1 pseudogene is annotated in these 846 nt (G+C 79.2%); it reads left to right on the top strand.

The features are described 5' to 3' along the window. A pseudogene (locus GT045_RS07600) lies at window positions 1-667 on the top strand (rRNA cytosine-C5-methyltransferase); the annotation flags it as partial. Window positions 668-846: the final 179 nt, after the last annotated feature.

Genomic DNA, 846 nt, shown 5'->3' on the forward strand with positions numbered 1-846 from the left:
GGCCGTGCGCGAGGGGCGGGCCGGGGTGCAGGACGAGGGCAGCCAGCTGGTCGCCCTCGCGCTGGCGAACGCCCCGCTGGACGGGCCGGACGGGAAGTGGCTCGACGGGTGTGCCGGGCCGGGCGGCAAGGCCGCGCTGCTGGCCGCTCTCGCCGCCGAGCGTGGCGCCGCGCTGCTCGCCTCCGAGAAGCAGCCGCACCGGGCCGGGCTCGTGGCCAGGGCGCTGCACGGCAATCCGGGGCCGTACCAGGTGATCGCCGCCGACGGGACCAGGCCGCCGTGGCGGCCCGGCAGCTTCGACCGGGTGCTGATGGACGTGCCGTGCACCGGGCTCGGCGCGCTGCGCCGGCGTCCCGAGGCCCGCTGGCGGCGGCGCCCCGAGGACCTGGAGAGCTTCGCGCCGCTCCAGCGCGGGCTGCTGCGCACCGCGCTGGACTCGGTCCGGGTCGGCGGTGTCGTCGGGTACGCGACGTGCTCCCCGCACCTGGCCGAGACCCGGGCGGTCGTCGCCGACGTGCTCAAGGAGCGGCCGGAGACCGAGCTGATCGACGCCCGTCCGCTGCTGCCCGGGGTGCCCGCGCTGGGCGAGGGCCCGGATGTGCAGCTGTGGCCGCACCTGCACGGCACGGACGCGATGTACCTGGCCCTGATCCGCAGAACAGGTTGAGAACGGGTCGGGTACGCCTGGGGCGGCGCCCCGGAAGAGGAGCGGGGCACCCCGCGCCCAGCCTCCGTCGGGCTCCGGCGCGCCCACACCGGCCCGGCGCCGCACACCGGCCCGGCGCCGCACACCGGCCCGGCGCCGCACACCGGCCCGGCGCCGCACACCGGCCCGCGGCCGGCCGG

The sequence above is a fragment of the Streptomyces sp. SID486 genome, assembly GCF_009865385.1.
GTDB lineage: Bacteria > Actinomycetota > Actinomycetes > Streptomycetales > Streptomycetaceae > Streptomyces.